Source organism: Marinactinospora endophytica, assembly GCF_054780875.1.
Genome location: NZ_BAAGVM010000012.1, coordinates 159772 through 175979, shown reverse-complemented (window position 1 = coordinate 175979; position 16208 = coordinate 159772). Strand labels below are relative to the sequence as shown.

Genomic DNA, 16208 nt, shown 5'->3' with positions numbered 1-16208 from the left:
GCGCCGTTACCATTGCCGCATGTCGACCTCTCCCACGACGACCAGGCAGCGGATCCTGCGCGCCGCGTCGGAGCTGCTGGACCAAGGGGGGCGTGAGGCGGTCTCCACGCGGGCGGTGAGCGCCGCCGCGGGGGTCCAGGCGCCCACGCTCTACCGGCTGTTCGGGGACAAGAACGGCCTGCTCGACGCGGTGGTGGGCGCGGCCTTCGGGGAGTACCTCGCCGGGAAACGCGCCCTGGTCTCGACGGGGGACCCCGTCGAGGACCTGCGGCGCGGCTGGGACCTGCACGTCGCCTTCGGGCTTGACCGACCGCAGGTCTATGTGCTGATGTACGACCTGTTGTACGGCGGCGACCCCGCCGGCACGGCGGCCACCGCGGCCCGCGAGGCGGCCGCCCAGCTGCACCGGATAGTCGCCAGGATCGCCGACGCGGGCCGGCTGCGCATGAGCGTGCGGCGGGCGGCGCAGCTGGTCCACGGAACGAGCAGCGGACTGGTGCTCTCCCTCATCGCCACGCCGCCGGCGGAACGCGACATCGAGATTCTCACGGTGGCCAGGGAGAGCGTGCTGGCCACGATCACCACGCCCGGTGAGGGCGGGGTGGGGGAGCCGGGGGACGACGTGTCGGCACGGGCCGTCGCGCTGCGCGCCGCGTTGCAGCGACGGCCGGCGGGCGTCCTCACCGACGCCGAGCACGGACTGCTGGCCGAGTGGCTCGATCGGCTCGGTGACGCCCGGTCCTGAGGTCCGCCGGACCGATCCCCGGCGCTGCGTCCCGGCCGCCTTCCGGCGGAGGGGACGCGGCACCGGGGGAAACGCAGGAGAGGCCCGCCCCGGGGCCGCCGTCCGTGCCACCAGGGTGTGTTGTGGGGCGGCGAACGGTGGTCCGTGGCGCTTGCCGGGCAGACGCCCCCATCGCCACGGCCGGCCGCCCGGGAGCGGTGGGGCACCGGCCCGGGCGAGAGCGGTCCGGTCATCTCCACGGCGCGTGCCGGCACCGGCCGGGGATCCGTGTCCGAGACGGCCGTCTCAGGCGAGGCCCCCGTTGGCGTAGACGGTCTGACCGTTGACCCAGCGCCCGGGGCCGGCGAGGAAGGCGACCACCTCGGCGATGTCGGCGGGGGTGCCGAGCCGTTCGAGCGGGGTCATCCCGGCCATGCGGTCGATGGTCTCCTGGTCCTTGTCCTTGAGGAACAGCTCGGTGGCGGTGGGACCCGGCGCGACGGCGTTGACGGTGATGTCGCGGCCGCGCAGCTCCTTGGCCAGCACGGGACTGAGGGCGTCGACGGCGGCCTTGGTGGCGGAGTAGACGCTGTAGGTGGGGAGGGCCAGCCGGGGCACCGTGCTGGAGAGGTTGAGGATCGCGCCTCCCGAGCGGACGCGGCGGGCCGCCTGGCGGGCGACGACGAAGGTTCCGCGGATGTTCGTGCGGTGCACGAGGTCGAGGTCGTCGAGGTCGAACTCGGCCAGAGGGGCGAGGAGCATGACGCCGGCGGCGTTGACGACGACGTCCACACCGCCGAAGGTCCGCTCGGTGGTGTCGAAGGCCGCGGCCACCTCGGTTTCGTCGGCCACGTCGGCCCGCACGGAGACGGCCTGTCCGCCCGCCTTGGTGATGGCGCCGACCGTCGCGGCGGCCGCCTCGTCGTTTCCGCGGTAGACCACGGTGACGGCCATGCCGTCGGTGGCGAGCCGTTCGGCGATCGCCCGGCCGATACCGCGCGAGCCGCCGGTCACGATCGCCACCCGGGCGGTGCTGTCGCCGTTCATGGGATCGTCCCCTTCCCTTTCGGTGATAACGATCATGACGCTATCACCGCTACATTATCGGTGCAAGGAAAATATTGTTATCGCCGATAACCGCAGGTTTTCCGTATCGTCGAGGCGTGGCGTCCCGCGTGATCGCCCTCGTGCCTCGACGTCGCGTGGAGTGTCGGCCCAAGCCGGATGGGGCGGTCTCGTCGCCGGTGTCGCGGGCGCGGAGACGAACAGGGGAGGGGCGCGCAGGGGAGGAGGGGACGGCGCGTCGCCCGGCACCCCGTCTCTGTCCTGGTGGGCGCCCGTCCTGGCGGCCATCGCGGGCGCGAGGGTGATGTGGGCGGGCCCGGAGGGAGGGGAAGAGCGCGGCGGTTCACCTCATCCAGGCGAGAGGGGCGAATCCGGTGCCGGAGACGAGAGGCCCTGTCGGCTTCGGCCTCTCCCGTGTCCATGAGAATCGGCGCGCCCTATCCGTCTTGGGATCACTCCGTTTCCGCGACGAGTTTTGGCACCATACCTCACTCCTGTTTCGGGAAGCGGGGTCCCGTCGCCCTTCGATCATCCCTGTTTGTCCGATTGGTTTATCTCCCTAAAATCGTTGGTATGAAAACAGCGTCAAAGGTCCGACGTGTTATCTGATCTCCTCGTGTAACGGAACGGGCGCCATCCCCTGGCGGACGGTCGCTCCACGGGCCTGCCGGCGAGGACGGGACAACGTCCCGCCTGGCGGGATGCCGATATCCGGAACCCCCGAAGGTGGACGGGCGACCTCCGTCGGTTTTTGCGACGGACCCCGCCGGCCTGACAGGAACCGGGTGAATTATCGAGGGCGGGATCCCGTGTTCCTCGCCCCATGGCGGACGATTGTTCTTCCCATGTCACATCAGGGACTTCGGGACATGTGTTCTCGCGGTTTTCTCCTTCATGTCGTTTTCGCGTTTGAAACACCGATGCCCCATGCCTTTTTCTCCATGGCGTGAGAAGCGCGGCGCGCGCTTTCTCGGCTGCCGGTCCCCCACATGACTCCCGACGAATTCCTTCCGCTGCTCGGCGGTCCTCCCGTCCGTCCCTTCGGGGGTGGGGCGTTCTGTTCCGCGAGCACGACCGGCGCCCCGGCGGGAAGGCGCGTCTACCGGCCCCGCCCGTCGACGCCGGCGGCCCTGTCGCCTCCGGACCCCTGAGGAGGGCGGTGGCCGAGGCCCCTCGGGCTCGTTCGGACCGAGGTCTTCGGCGCGGCCTGACCGGCGTCGCCCCGAGGCCCCGCCTGGCACCGGTGCCGCTCTGGGCGGACCCCGATCCTCCGCCCTCGCAGGCCCCCACCGCGCGGCCTTCGACAGATCCGCGCCCTCGGCTCCGTCCGCTCTTCGCCCGAGCCGGCCCCGGCCCCATGGCCACCCGGCCCTCTTGGCGCGCCCTGGTTCGAGCGCTCCTCCCAGTCCGCCGTCTCAGAACCGTGCTCCCACCTCATTCGCTCACCCAGGAGGTTTCCGCATGGCACATTCCGTCCAGTTGGACGACCTCGACCTCGACTCCCCGGATATCCGGACGAGACTGCGCGCCGCGGGCCCGGTGGCCCGGATCGTCCTTCCCGGAGGACTCGCGGTCTGGGCCGTCACCAGCTACACCGAACTGCGTCAGGTCCTGGCCGACCCGGTCACGTTCGTCCGCGGATGGCGTAACTGGCGGGCCCTGGCGACGGGAGAGGCCGACCGCGCGCACCCGCTCGTCGGGATGCTCGCGGGCGTCGAGAGCATGGCCGCCTCCAACGGGACCGACCACCGTCGTGCCCGTTCGGTCCTCCAGGCGGCCTTCACCTCCGGCCGGATCGAACGGCTCCGTCCCCGCGTGCGGGAGATCATCGCCGACCTGTTGCGCCGTCTCGACCGGCCCGGCCGCATCGACCTCAAGGCCGAGTTCGCCTGGCCGCTGCCGGTCCAGATCATCTGCGAGCTCCTCGGCGTGGACAAGGGACGGGCACCGTTCATGGGCGACATCACCACCCGGGTCTTCTCCGGAGATCCCACGGTCGACGACGACGCCCGTGCCTTCCTCGGCGACCTGGCCGGCGGCAAGCGCGAGGCTCCCGGCGACGACTTGACCAGCGTGCTGGTGGCGGCGTGCGACCGTGACGGCCGGATCGCCGAGCACGAGCTCGTCGACAACCTCTACCTGCTCGTCGTGGCCGGCTTCGAGACGACGATGGGAGCCCTCACCAACGGGATACGCGCCCTCCTCACCCACCCCGACCAACTCGAACTGCTGCGCGGCGGCCGTGCCTCATGGAAGAGGGCCGTCGAGGAGATCCTGCGCTGGGACACCAGCGTCGCCCTGCTGCCGGCGGTCTTTCCCGCGCGCGATGTGGAGATCGGGGGTGTGGGAATCCCCGCGGGAGACCCCATCCTCCTCGCCTACTCCGCCGCCAACCGCGATCCCGCGGCCTGGGACGCCCCCGACCGGTTCGACGTCACCCGCGCCGGACGCGGGCACCTGGCCTTCGGCCACGGGGTCCACATGTGCCTGGGGGCGCCCCTGGCCCGGCTGGAACTCGGCGAGGCGCTTCCCGCGCTCTTCCACCGCTTCCCCGACCTGCGCCTGGAGGGAACCGATGAGGATCTGGGGCCCTCCTCCACCAGCCCGATCATGAACCATCCGCGCCGGTTGCCGGCCCGCACCCGTCCTCTATGAGACCGGCCCACGACCGCGCGTGTCCCGGTCCCGCGTCCAGGACACGCGCGAAGGTCCGCGCCCCGTGCCGGAGTCGTCGGCCGGCGACCGTGAACGGCCGCGCGGCCTCGCAGCGGCACCCGAGGCGGGGAGGAGGCGCAGGGGCCGGAGGGTTTCCGCGTGGAGCCGTCCGCCGAGCAGACTGTCGGTGCCGAGCGGGTCCGGGCGGGGCGGGGGCTCTCGCCGCTACGACGGGGCGTCCGTCCCCGATCCTCGGGGAGGCTCCCCGGATCCGGCGGCGAGGCCCGGCCCACGGGGCCGGGCCCGCGCGTGGGCCGCTTTGATAGGCTGCCCCCATGTCGAGTCCTGAGGCGTCCAGAGGCTAGCCACCGGTCACCCGGTGGCCCCTGTCGCCGCCTTCGACATTCGTCGCGCGCTGTCTCGCGCGCTCTTCGTCATTCTCGCGCACGCGCTGTTCTCCGGTGCTCCCTCCCGCTGTCCGGCGGTGGAGGGTGCGCCCGCGCGCGTGCGCCTCGCGGTGTGGGTCCGTGTGGCCGGTGGCTCGCAGCACCGGTTTCGACCAGTCATCTCATGGAGCCCACATGCGACGCAGACGAACACCCTCGATGCCACCCACCGTCTACCTGCTGGCCCTGGCGGTCTTCGCCCAGGGGACCTCGGAGTTCATGCTCGCCGGCCTCGTCGCCGACATATCCACCGACATGCGGGTCCCCTTGTCCGACGCAGGCTTGTTGACCTCGGCGTTCGCGGTCGGCATGGCCGTGGGGGCGCCGTTGATGGCCCTCATGAGCCGACGCTGGCCGCGCCGTTCGTCCCTGACCGTCTTCCTCGCGGTCTTCGCGCTGGTCCACGTCCTCGGCGCGGTGACCACCGATTTCGGGGTCCTCATGACCACCCGCGTCCTCGCCGCCCTGGCCAACGCCGGGTTCATGGCGGTGGGGCTGGCGACCGCGACCGCGTTGGTGCCGCCGAACGCGAAGGGGCGGGCGCTGGCCGTCCTGCTCGGCGGCACCACGATCGCGTGCGTCGCCGGAGTCCCCGCGGGCGCGCTCCTCGGTGAACTCCTCGGCTGGCGCTCGGCCTTCTGGGCGGTCGCGCTGGTCTCCCTGCCCGCGCTCGTCGCGGTCGTGACGTCGGTTCCCGCGGGGAAGACCGGGAACCCGGCCCCGGCAGGACGTCCCAGCGTCGCGACGGAACTGGGGACGCTGCGGCGTCCCCGGCTGCTGGTGACGCTCGTGCTGGGCGCGCTGGTCAACGGGGCGACCTTCTGCACGTTCACCTATCTCGCCCCGATCGTGACGGACGTGGCCGGCATCGGCTCCGCGTGGGTCGCGGCCCTGCTCGCCCTGTTCGGTGTGGGCTCCTTCCTGGGGGTTCGCACCGCTGGGCGCCTCTCCGACACCAGACCGTTGCCGCTGCTGGTCGGCGGGGGAGTCGCGCTGCTGCTCGGATGGGTCGTCTTCGCCCTGGCCGCGTCCATCCCCGCCGTGGTGGTGGCCCTCGCCTTGGTACAGGGAACGCTGTCGTTCGCGGTGGGCGGCACGCTGATCTCCCAGGTCCTCTACGCGGCCTCCGACGCGCCGACCCTGGGGGGAGGCTTCGCCACGGCGTCGCTCAACGTCGGCGCGGCGGCGGGGCCGTGGCTGGGGGGGTATCGCCATCGCCGCGGGATATGGCCTGCGTTCGCCGTTGTGGGTCAGTGCCCTGCTCGTCGCCGGTGCCCTCGTGGTCGGGGGAGCGGCGTGGGCGATGGTCCGGGGTCGCGCGGGAGGCGCGCGGCCGGCGGTGCGGGAGACACCGACCCCGTGATCTTCGCCCGTCCTCGTCATCTCGGGTGACCGGCCGTCCGGTGGTGTGGTGCCGTCGGATGGCCGGGGCCGGACCTCAGCGGCCCTCCCGCTCGAGCCGGCCGTAGTGGCGGGCCAGGGCGTGGTAGGCGGCCTTGGGACGCCATGTCTCGGCCTGATCGGGGTCGCGCGCGTCACTGGTGACCGCCACGATCCCGAAGCCGGCGAGGTCGGCGTCGTGGCGTGGGTCGTCGGGGAGGTGCCGCAGCATCGGCTCGCTGAAGACGAAGACGAACGCGCCGTCGACGCCGGCCCGCTCGAACGTGTGCAGGCAGTCGATCAGGTACTGGGCCTGTGCCTCCTCGTCCCGGACGAGATCGCCGCGGATCACGGGAGGGCAGCCACGGTCGTCCAGTACGTCGAACCCCGCGGCGCCGCGCAGGTCGGCGCCCCGATAGGCGCAGCAGCCGAACTCGGTGACCAGTACGGGCCTGCCATGCCCCGTGCGCTGGGCGATGTGGTCGCCGTAGACGTCGCGGTTGTGCTCCTCGCGGTAGGTGTCCAGGCCGATGACGTCGAGCGACGCCCAGTCGACCGTCTCCCAGTCACCCGCGCCGTAGGTCAGCGGGCCGGCGAACTCCTCCCGCGCGATCGCGGCCAGCCGGGACAGGAGCCGGTCGAGCCGTCTGGTGTAGAGGGGCCTGCTCCACAGCAGGTAGGGCAGGAGCCTGCTCCTGCCCGCGAACGAACCGCCCGGCAGGAGGCCCCGCGCCGATAGCGTCAACTCGCATCCGAGGTTCACCCCCGCCGAACGGCCACGCGGGTCGAGCCGGTGGGCGGCGCGGGCGGCCTCGCGCACGCCGGCTTCGAGGTGCCGGCGGGGGGAGTCGAACCTGCGGGGCTGCAACCAGGCGAACAGGCCCAGATCGAGCGCCATACGTCCGGCGTCGAACAGCCGTCGCGGATCGGAGGACATGATCGTCACGGCGTTGCAGTTCAGCTCGTGACGGATCGCGGTGAGGTCGCGTCGGACGTCCTCGGGCCTCCAGTGGGGGCGGGAACAGAAGTCGCGGGTGTAGGCGACCCCCGCGTCGTAGCCGATCCCACGCCACCTCACGCCGGGTCCCTGAGAGGAACGCCGTGCGCCCGGTCCGTGGCCCTGTCACCGCGCCGGAGGGTGGCACGTGGCCGGAGCGGAGAGGTACGGGCGTCCTTCCGCGCCTTCCAGCCTCGGGGACGTCGACGTCTGGTCATGGATCCTCCCGTGGTCCGGGCCGCGCCACGAGGCTACCGGTCCGCGTCGCCCACGGGCAGCGCCGGCCGGGACGGCCACAGGACGCCGGCTTCCGGGGAGGGGCGGAACGCGGTCGCGGGCCGTGTCAACGGGCGGGAGGGGGCGTCGTCCTTGCGGTGCGCAGGGACGACGCCTGCTCGCGCAGCATGCGCACCCGGATGTCGCGGGCGGTGCGCATGTGGTCGCGGGCGATCGTCGCGGCGGCCTCGGCGTCACGGTCGGCGATGGCCCGGAGCAGGCGGGCGTGCTCGGCCAGCGCGGCCTCCCAGCGTCCCGGGGTCGACAGGGTGGACCGGGGCGTGCTCACCAGGTGGACGGGCAGCCGCCGCAACAGGTCGATGTGCACGGGGTTGTGCGTGGCCCGCCAGACCGCCTCGTGGAATTCCAGATTGGTTGCGGCACGGGTGCCGTCGTCCGGATCCTCCAGCGCCTGGTCGCGGGCGAGCAACCCCTCAAGGTGGGCGAGGTCGGCCACGCTGCGCGCGCCGGCCGCCTGCCGGGCGGCCTCGGCCTCCAGCAGGATGCGCGCCTCATAGATCTGCACGACCTCCTCGGGCCCCGGCGCGCGCACCTGGAGGCCGCGAACCCCCGCCTCCAGAAGCCGGTCGTGCTGGAGGCGGCGCAGCGCCTCGCGCACGGGAGTACGCGAGACGCCGAAGCGCTCGGCGACGGCGACCTCGCGCAGGGGCGTCCCCAAGGGAATGGCGCCCGCCAGGATGTCCGCCCGCAGCTGCTCGTAGATGTCCATCACACTCATGTGTCGCGCCGTCGTCCTCGCCTGGTCCGCTGTCGTCCCCGGCCGGTTGGGCGAGCGCTCCCGCCCGACGACCGGACGCCGTGCCGGAGGCCGGCCCGGTGCCGTCCGGGGAGCCGCCGCTGAAAAGCCCTCCCAGCATCTCACCGCCGACGAACGGTCCGGGAAGGGGTGCCCCCTGCGGCCGATCCCGGCCGTGCGGGCCGGCCGGTAGCCGCCGGAGGGGGCCGGGGCGGCACGGTGGGAAGTGGTGGCCGGTCCTTCGCCCTTGGGCGGGGTGAGCGGGGTGAGGCGGCCGTCCTCGACCGGGGGCGAGGAGAGACGTCGCGATCGGCCCCGGTGTCGAGACCACGGACCGTGGCGACGAGGGGGCCGACCGGAACTCCCGTGAGGCGGTCCGGTCCGCCAGGCCGCCGGCGGTGATGTCGCCGGAGCCCTCGCTCCCGTCCTCTCGGCGCGGCGCCGGACGCCTGGAGGACACCGGCGGTGGCGGTCATCGACGCCGTCGCCGCGCCCTCTCCGCCCGACCTGATCGTGGCCGAGGCGACGGCCACGCTGCCGGACCGCGCCTCGATGGCCGACCCGCGCGGGGCCACCCGGCGGACTCGCGCCCCCATGTCCGGCCGTCCCGGTAGGGACCTGGACGCCGCTTTCCGCTGTTTCCACGGTGGCCGGATCCTCGCGGCGCTGCCCTGAGACATCCGATCCGGCCGGAAACGCGGCCGCTCCGGCGTGGGCGAGCCGGCCGGCGGGGCGGGTGGCCGTTCTGTCGGCACGGCCACCCGCCCGCGCACGCCGGGGAGCGGGGGTCACACGGCGGGAACCGCTCCGGTCGCGGCGACGACACGGTCGGCGGTGGCCGACATGCCTCGCGCGTTGGGGTGCACCGGCGCCACCCCGTTCGTCGCGAAGACCCCCTCCACCCAGCGGTTGCGGGAGAGGTCGCACATGCCGTGCCCGCGCTCGTAGACGTCCACGTAGGTGGCGCCGGCCCGCTCGGCCTCCTCGGCGATCATCGCGTTCAGCGCGGTCTGCACCCCGCTGAGGTAGGGCGTGTCGCCGTAGGCGATGGGGACCGCGGGCCAGCACGCCCAGTCGGAGAACAGGTGCAGGTAGCCGACCACGTACACCTCGGCGTTGGGGCTGCGCTCGCCGATCTCGGCGTAGACCTCGGCGAGCCGCGGACGCAGCTCCTCGACGCGCTGGTGCAGTTCGTCTCCGTAGTGGTCCTCGCACGGGTTGTTCTGCGGATCGCTCAGGCTGAGGGCGGCGCAGGTGGTGAGGACCTCGATGAAGCCGAAGTCGTTTCCGCCGATGCCGACGGTGACCAGGTCGGTCTCAGGCGTCAGCGCGTCGAACTGCGCGGTCGTCCCCGAGTGCTGCGGGGTCCGCAGGTCGTCGATGACCGCGCCGCCGCAGCTCATGTCGGTGAACGAGGCCACGCCCAGGTCCTCGGCGACCAGGTGCGGGTAGTTGACGGCCGAGCGTTGACAGGCGGCGTCGGCGACGGGCTGGATTCCCGGCCCGGAGGTGAAGGAGTCGCCGAGCGCGACGTAGTCGACGTCCTGGGCGGCCCGCGCCGGGGAGACCCCCAGCAGGGTGGTCGTGAGCGCGGCGGCACCGAGTACGGCCACGGCGCGGGCGAGCAGGCGCGGGGCCGGGCCACGGCGGGAGGCGGCGGGGGATGTTGCGTCGAGGGACATGCGCATCTCCTCTGTGGGCGCCCGATCGGGGGAACGGGGGAGGGCGCCTGGGGGAGATACTGACGGTGCTCCACCCGGCGCGGTAAGTAACCTGCCGGTAACTTTTCCGTGGGCGGCTCCGGTCCCGCGCCCCGGATCCGGTCCACCGTGCCGCGTGGACCCGCGGCCGTCCGTCGGAGAGGTGGTCTCCCTCCCCGGCATGCTCCGTCTCTCCGCTGAGGCCGGGGGTGTTCCCCGCCCTGGCCGGCCAGGCGCGCGGCCCTCTCGCGGCCGGGGGCCTGGCCGGGGTCCGGTCGTGAGAGGAGGCGTCGCCGGGCCGCCGCGTCTGCCCGCTCTCTTCCCGCGCGACGCTTACGGCCGCGGAAGGCGGGTCCTGTTCCCCGGTCGTTCCCGGAAGGTCGGGCAATCCGCGGCCGAAGCGGCGGGCGACGGAAAGCGCGAATTCGACACGCGCTGTTTCCGGAGCCATTTCAGCGGGATAACGGGGAGTTCAACGAAATGCCCTGGCGGGTCTGATCGAAGAAAATCGGTCTTGAAACGACCGCGTCGGGTCATTAGTCTGCTCGACCGTACCGGAAAATCGGCGACCGTCCTCGCGTGGAGGTCGAAGAGGCGGAACGGGTCACCCCCTCCCTTCTCGCCGCGCGCCATGAATGCCAGACCCCGCCACCCCGTGTGACGAGGGCGGGGCCGCCCCGTCCGCAGGAGCGGGGGTGGCGGTGCGACCGCCAACGTCACGAATCGAAGGGTTCCCCCATGCCCGATTCCGAGCGCGGAAACGCGCACGTGTCGATTTCCGGAAAAGGCCGAGGTGGAAAGGGGGGAGGGCGTCGCGGCCGTTTCCTTTTCGCGCGTTCTCTCGTCGTCGCCGCCCTGCTCGTCCTGGTTCCGGCGTCTCCCGCTTTCGCCGCACCACCCCCGGCACTTCCCGCCAACGCGCCCGAGGCCGACCGGAAGTGGCAACCGGCCTTCGATTACGACACCGACGGCTGTTACCCGACCCCGGCCATCGGTCCCGACGGGACCCTCAATGGGGGTCTCAACACCTCGGGGGCCCTCAACGGGAACTGCCACGACCAGTCCGATCTCGACAACACCAACTCCTACTCGCGTTCCAGGTGCGACGACAGCGGCTGGTGCGCCTACATGTACGCCCTCTACTTCGAGAAGGACCAGACCCTGCCCGGCTGCTGTGGCCACCGGCACGACCTCGAGCACGTCGTGGTGTGGGTGAGGGACGGACAGGCCCACTACGTCTCGGCGTCGGCCCACGGCGACTACCACACCAGACCCGCCTCCCAGGTCCGCTGGGAGGGGACCCACGCCAAGATCGTCTACCACAAGGACGGGGCGAGCACCCACGCCTTCCGGTTCGCCGCGGCCCACGACGACCCGCCGGAGAACCACTACGGGCAGTGGCAGTACCCGGACCTCGTCGGCTGGGAGGGATATCCCCCCGGCATCCGGGACCGGTTCACCTCCGCCGACTTCGGCAGCGCCACGCTCGACCTCAAGGACGGTGTGTTCGAATCGGCCCTGGAACGGGCCCGGCCCGCGGGCATCGATTTCGACCCCCGCCAGTGAGCCGGATCCGCCCTGCCCCGATGGGAGCGGGGTGGAGGCGTGGACGAGGCGGGGCCGCCGCGGCGTGGGGACGGAGTATGGTGGTGGGGCGCGCGTCGCCCCCGTCGCGTCAGGTCCCCACCGGGGCCACCGTGGCACACCGTTTCGCCGCGTGAAACGGCCGGGACCGTTGCCTCCCGGGTCACCGACGCGTGGTCCGGGAGGCAGCGGCTGTCTCGGTGGGCACGCGCGAGGCGGTGGTCCGGGGACCGGGCGATCCGGGACGCGAGGCGCCCGAGGAAGCGGAGGGGGCGTGACCGCCGGACTCAACAGCGGTGGGGCGAGGCCGGCTCGGACTCCCCATGCCACCAGTGGCGGTCGTCGTCGACCAAGGGCAGGGGGTCGCCCACCGAGGTGGCGGCCGTGCCCTCGTGGAGGGGCTGCGCGGCCTCCCGGAAGGGGGCCAGCAACTCCTCGACGGTGTGCACCTCGCCGTTGGCGACCACCATGCGCACCGCGGCCGCGGCCGTGATGTCGCTGAGGGGATCCCCCTCGACCAGCGCGATGTCGGCGAGCCGGCCCTTCTTGACGGCCCCCAGGTGATCGCCGAGTCCCAGCCAGCGCGCGGCGGTGCCGGTCGTCACCATCAGCGCCTCGCGCGGGGTGAACCCGTGGTGGACCAGCGCGCGCATGTTCTGGTGCAGGCTGATCGCCACGTTGTCCAGCGGGGCGTCTGTACCGCCGAGGATGATCCCCCCGCCGCGGTGGATCTCCAGCAGCATGGCCACCTGGCCCTTGAGGGCTTCGCGGTTCAACCGGGCGGCCGGCGTGTCCTCCCGGGCGGCCTCGACCTTGTCCCGCAGGGCGTGGTACTCCCAGTCGGGATAGAGCACGCGGGTCCGCTCGTCGTCGGCCAGGGAGGCATCCTCGGCGTACAACGCCTGGGAGGTGAACAGTGTCGGCGTGATCGGCATCCTCGACTTCGCGAACAGCCGCGTCGCGTCCGCGTAGGAGCGTCCCAGCCGGCTGACGGTGTGGGAGTAGCCCAGCCGGTTGGTGGCCCCGGTGTGCTCCATGCCGTCCATGCCCAGGTGCACCGCCGGGTAGAGATAGTGCGAGGTGAGCGGCAGGTCGTCGGCGTGGGCCCGGGCGATCGCGTTCCTTTGCAGCGACACCGGTAACCGGACGTAGGTCTTGACCAGGTCGTAGTCCAGGGCGATGGCGCGCCCCAGCTCCAGCTCCAGCTGCTCCTCGTCGTGGGTGGGGCGCATGAAGTTGTAGTAGACGCGGGTGCCGTCGATGGCCTCGCCGGTGCCGAGAAGGCGGGGGCCGAGGACCTTGCCCGCGTCCAACGCCTCGCGGGTCTCCAGCATGCGATAGGCCGGATCGCCGGGCGAGCGGACGGTCGTGACACCGTAGGCCAGCCACAGCGGTCCCTGCCGCGAGCCCCACTGGCGGCCCCGCAAGTGCCAGTGCACGTGTGCGTCGACGAGGCCGGGCATCGCGGTCAGGTGCGTGGCGTCGATGACCCGGGTGTCGCCTTCCCCGGTGTGGTCGCCGCGCGCCTCGACAGCCGTGATGCGGTCGTCCTCGATCACGATGTCGACGTCGCGGCGCAGCCGCGTCGCCGTGCCGTCCCACAGGGCGCCGACCTGGAGGATGGTCCGCCCCTTGGGGCGGCGCCGCCTCCAGGTGAGCGGCAGGTCCACCGTCGTGGGGCGTCCGCCGGCCGCCGGGACCTGGCGCAGGCGGCCGTTGTTGAGGTAGAGCAGCCGCGCGGAGTCGCCGCTCCAGCTCGGCGCGTCCGCGGCCTCGGTGGTCACCTGCCGCGGTTCGCCGTCGAAGGAGCCGTCGCCGTTCACCGCCACGGTCCACAGCACGCTCTCCATGACGAAGGCCATGCGGGAGCCGTCGGGGGACCACACGGGTCCGTCGTCGCCGCGGGTCGACAGCGATCGGTGGGGAGCGGGCTCGATGTAGCGGGTCGCCCCGGAGCGCAGGTCGACGGTGAGGATCTGGCTCGTCCCCTCGCGGAACCGGCGCGATCGCGGCCGCACCGCCGCGAGGGCCAGCACGCCGCCGTCGGGGGACCACGTGGGACGGCCGGGCTGGAAGAGGGCGGGAAGCACCTGCCGGGCCGAGCCGTCCTCGAGCCGTAACACCCACGTGGCGCCGTTGTGGTCCTGGTAGGCGATGTGCCGTCCGTCGGGGGACCAACGCGGGGTGATCTGCGCGCCGTCGAGGTGGGTCAGCCGTTCGTCGGTGCCGGTGTCGAGGTGGTGGCGCCACAGCGCGGGGGCTCCCGCGCGGTCGCTGGAGTACACCAGCGATTTCCCGTCGGGATGCCAGTCGGGGTCGGCGGCGAACGACCCGTCGTCGACGAACGCGCGGGGGCGCTCGCCGATGGGCATCACCCACAGCGCCCCCAGGGCACCGAAGGCGACCCGCGCGCCGTCAGGGGAGAGCACCGGTCCGGCGATCCCCCGCACCGCGTGGCGGGCGGTGTCGTCGGGGGAGCGGCGCGGGCCCCGGGAGGCGGGCCTGCGGTAGGGGACGCGGGCCCGTACGGCGACGTCGGAAACACGCCCGGTACGGGTCTCACGGATGCGCACGTGCCCGTCGGCGGTGTAGAGGAGCCGTCCCGCGCCGAGCCAGGACAGGGCGCCGGGGAAGACGTCCTCCGTGCCGCTGACGGCCTGCCCGCCGACCACCAGTTGTGCGGTGTCGCCGTGGGCGCGCACGTAGGCGAGGGTCGTCCCGTCCTCGGCCAGGACGGGGGAGAAGACGGTGGTGTCCTCCTGGGCGGCGACCAGTTCCCGGGTCGTCGCGTCGAGGTGGGTGACCTGGATCCGGGCGCCGTCCACGGTGTGCACGATCCCGCCGCCGTCAGGGGTCCAACTGGGGCTCGCCGCGTCGGACCCGTCCGAGGTGAGCCGGGTGAGCCGCCCCGAGGCCAGGTCGTGCAGCCAGACGGCGTAGCCGTCACCGCGGTCGCTGACCAGGGCGACGGTGCGGCCGTCGGGGGAGAAGCGCGGTTCGCGGTGGTCATGGGGGCCGCTGGTGAGCCTGCGGGGCCGTCCGTCGGGCAGGTCGAGCAGGTACAGGTGGTAGTTGCCTTCGCGATAGGCCTGGAAGACCAGGCTTCGCGAGTCGGGGGAGAAGTGGGGGCGGGTGGCGTCGTGGAGATCGCCGGTCAACCGGCGGGCGGTGCCTCCCGTGGCGGGGGCCAGCCAGATCGACGTGTACAGGTCGAAGGCGATCCAGGCGCCATCAGGGGAGGCGGTCGCCGAGATGTTGGTCCCCTCGGTGACGGTCAACTGGGGGCCCTCCGCCGCTTCGGCGGGGCGTGCCGTCACGGCCGGGCCGGAGGAGGCCAGGGCCCAGGCGGTGCCGCCGGCCAGCGCGGCCTTGCCGGACGTCGTCAGGAGTTCACGACGGTCCAGTGAGGCCGGGGAATCGAGCTCCCCGGCCGTGGGCGAGGTGGAGTCGGGGGATGGGGCTGGGGAGGACGGACGGCGCATGTGGGCTCCACGGGATCGCCGGGGCTGTCGTTACCGAAGAACCATCACCCAAGAACAGTCCGTAATCAAGGGTCGCGCAGGTCCGATAGGCGGCCGGATGCCGCCATGGCCGTCCGGGCGCTCCCGCCACCGTTGGGGACACCACGAGCCGGGGGAGTGGCCCTGATCCGAGCCGGGGGCGGGCCGTCCTAGGAGTACTGCCGCACGATCCCTTCGGCCAGGAGCCGGATCCTCTCGCGGGCTTCGGGAGGCCCGGTCACGGTGAGGCTGTCACCGAACTGGAGGAGAGAGTGCAGGCCCTCGAGCCCCTGGACCGCGACCGTGACCCTCACCCGGTCCGCGGCCGTGGCGGGGTGGACGGTCAACCGGCTGCCGAGGATGCGCCTGGCACGGTCGAGCTGACGCTGATCGAGCTCGGCCTGCACCCGCAACCCCGCCGCGCCCTCCCAGCCGGCGGTCAGCTCCGCCGCGGCGTCGGCCAGGCCCACCCCCGGGCGTGGCCGCCGAGGGACGCGCAGCGGCTGCCACTCGATGAGCCGTTCCAGCGCGTACAGGCGCGGGCGTCCCGAGTGGTCCGCCACCAGGTACCACCTTCCCGCCTTGGCCAGCAGGCCGTAGGGGTCGACGACGCGCCAGGTCCCCTCGCTCTGCGTCGACCGGCGGTAGCGAATCCGCAGGCGTACCGCGCGGCGCAGGTCGCCCAGCAAGGCCGCCGGCGGCGTTCCCTCCGGCGGCCGGGAGAACCAGGGGCTGTTGTCGGTGACGACGACCGCGCTCAGGGGCAGCGTGGCGGTGTCCGACGCCACGGCGCCCGACCGTACCTTCCGCAGCGCGCGGCGGCCGTCGGCCGTGGCTCCGAGCTGCTCGTGCTGCCGGTCGTCGAGACCACGCAGCACGAGATGGTCGCGTTCGTCGGGGGTGAGCCGCGAGGTGTCGAGCGCGCCTCCCGGCAGCAGGGTCACCCCTCCCCGGCGTCCTCGGCGGATCAGCAAGGGGAAACCCGCCTCCTGGAGCCATCGCAGGTCGCGAAGGACCGTGCGCACGGACACCCCGACCTGGGCGGCCAGGTCGGAGGTTGTCGAGCTCTCCCGGGTCTGGAGGGCCAGCAGTAGTGAGAAGAAGCGGTCCGGGGTCACGTCTCC

The 16208-nt window shown here is 72.8% G+C and carries 10 protein-coding genes and 1 pseudogene; 5 read left to right on the top strand and 6 right to left on the bottom strand.

Going from position 1 to position 16208, the window contains the following annotated elements:
- Nucleotides 1-19 precede the first annotated feature (19 nt).
- The gene (locus ACYVHU_RS21225) at nt 20-745 is read left to right on the top strand and encodes a TetR/AcrR family transcriptional regulator (protein WP_078759785.1); all 726 of its coding nucleotides are present in this window, start codon (nt 20-22) and stop codon (nt 743-745) included.
- A 285-nt stretch (nt 746-1030) separates the two neighbouring features.
- On the opposite strand, the gene ACYVHU_RS21220 is transcribed toward ACYVHU_RS21225, so the two are convergent.
- A complete protein-coding gene (locus tag ACYVHU_RS21220; protein ID WP_432941419.1) occupies nt 1031-1771 on the bottom strand; it encodes an SDR family oxidoreductase in 741 nt (246 codons plus the stop codon).
- A gap of 1479 nt (nt 1772-3250) precedes the next feature.
- Between ACYVHU_RS21220 and ACYVHU_RS21215 the strand changes: the two genes are divergently transcribed.
- Both ACYVHU_RS21215 and ACYVHU_RS21210 read left to right on the top strand, forming a co-directional pair.
- The gene (locus ACYVHU_RS21215) at nt 3251-4444 is read left to right on the top strand and encodes a cytochrome P450 family protein (protein ID WP_498949326.1); all 1194 of its coding nucleotides are present in this window, start codon (nt 3251-3253) and stop codon (nt 4442-4444) included.
- A 605-nt stretch (nt 4445-5049) separates the two neighbouring features.
- Nucleotides 5050-6253, top strand: a pseudogene (locus tag ACYVHU_RS21210) (Cmx/CmrA family chloramphenicol efflux MFS transporter).
- Nucleotides 6254-6328: 75 nt separating this feature from the next.
- Here ACYVHU_RS21210 and ACYVHU_RS21205 read toward each other — a convergent pair.
- Nucleotides 6329-7348, bottom strand: a complete 1020-nt coding sequence (locus ACYVHU_RS21205; RefSeq protein ID WP_078759781.1) for a glycoside hydrolase family 113 protein — start codon at nt 7346-7348, stop codon at nt 6329-6331.
- A gap of 262 nt (nt 7349-7610) precedes the next feature.
- On the bottom strand, nt 7611-8282 hold the full coding sequence (locus ACYVHU_RS21200) for a GntR family transcriptional regulator (protein WP_432941415.1): 672 nt from the start codon (nt 8280-8282) through the stop codon (nt 7611-7613).
- A 483-nt stretch (nt 8283-8765) separates the two neighbouring features.
- Here ACYVHU_RS21200 and ACYVHU_RS21195 point away from each other — a divergent pair, with 483 nt between their 5' ends.
- Complete coding sequence (locus ACYVHU_RS21195; RefSeq protein WP_078759779.1) at nt 8766-8975, top strand: hypothetical protein; 210 nt, start codon at nt 8766-8768, stop codon at nt 8973-8975.
- A 113-nt stretch (nt 8976-9088) separates the two neighbouring features.
- Here the strand turns inward: ACYVHU_RS21195 and ACYVHU_RS21190 are convergent, their stop codons facing one another.
- Nucleotides 9089-9982 carry an SGNH/GDSL hydrolase family protein gene (locus ACYVHU_RS21190; protein ID WP_498949325.1) on the bottom strand — a complete coding sequence of 298 codons (894 nt, stop codon included), beginning with the start codon at nt 9980-9982 and terminating at the stop codon, nt 9089-9091.
- 756 nt (nt 9983-10738) lie between these two features.
- On the opposite strand from ACYVHU_RS21190, the gene ACYVHU_RS21185 reads away from it, so the two are divergent.
- Nucleotides 10739-11566, top strand: a complete 828-nt coding sequence (locus tag ACYVHU_RS21185; RefSeq protein ID WP_498949324.1) for an NPP1 family protein — start codon at nt 10739-10741, stop codon at nt 11564-11566.
- A gap of 305 nt (nt 11567-11871) precedes the next feature.
- Here the strand turns inward: ACYVHU_RS21185 and ACYVHU_RS21180 are convergent, their stop codons facing one another.
- Nucleotides 11872-15066 (bottom strand): amidohydrolase family protein, encoded by a 3195-nt coding sequence (locus tag ACYVHU_RS21180; protein WP_498949323.1) that lies wholly within the window; start codon nt 15064-15066, stop codon nt 11872-11874.
- Between the two features lie 188 nt (nt 15067-15254).
- Nucleotides 15255-16202 carry a helix-turn-helix transcriptional regulator gene (locus ACYVHU_RS21175; protein WP_078759775.1) on the bottom strand — a complete coding sequence of 316 codons (948 nt, stop codon included), beginning with the start codon at nt 16200-16202 and terminating at the stop codon, nt 15255-15257.
- Nucleotides 16203-16208 lie beyond the last annotated feature (6 nt).